Raw genomic sequence first — 263 nt, forward strand, 5'->3', positions numbered from 1 at the left:
CGGCTGACGGCGCAACTCCTCGCCTTCGCCCGGCGCCAGACGCTCAAGCCGGAGGTGTTCGACGTCGGCGCGCGCCTCGCCGGCATGGCCTCCATGCTCGACACCCTGACCGGCGCGCGCATCCGCATCGTGACCAGGAAACCCGAGGGCGCCTGCCTCGTGCGGGCCGACGCCAGCCAGTTCGACACGGCCCTGGTGAACCTCACGGTGAACGCGCGGGACGCCATGGACGGCGAGGGAACGCTGACCTTCGCCCTCGCCTG

1 pseudogene is annotated in these 263 nt (G+C 72.2%); it reads left to right on the forward strand.

The features are described 5' to 3' along the window. Positions 1-263, forward strand: a pseudogene (locus AX737_RS15605) (hybrid sensor histidine kinase/response regulator); the annotation flags it as partial.

The organism is Methylobacterium sp. CCH5-D2 (assembly GCF_001556475.1).
GTDB classification, from domain to species: Bacteria; Pseudomonadota; Alphaproteobacteria; order Rhizobiales; family Beijerinckiaceae; genus Methylobacterium; species Methylobacterium hispanicum.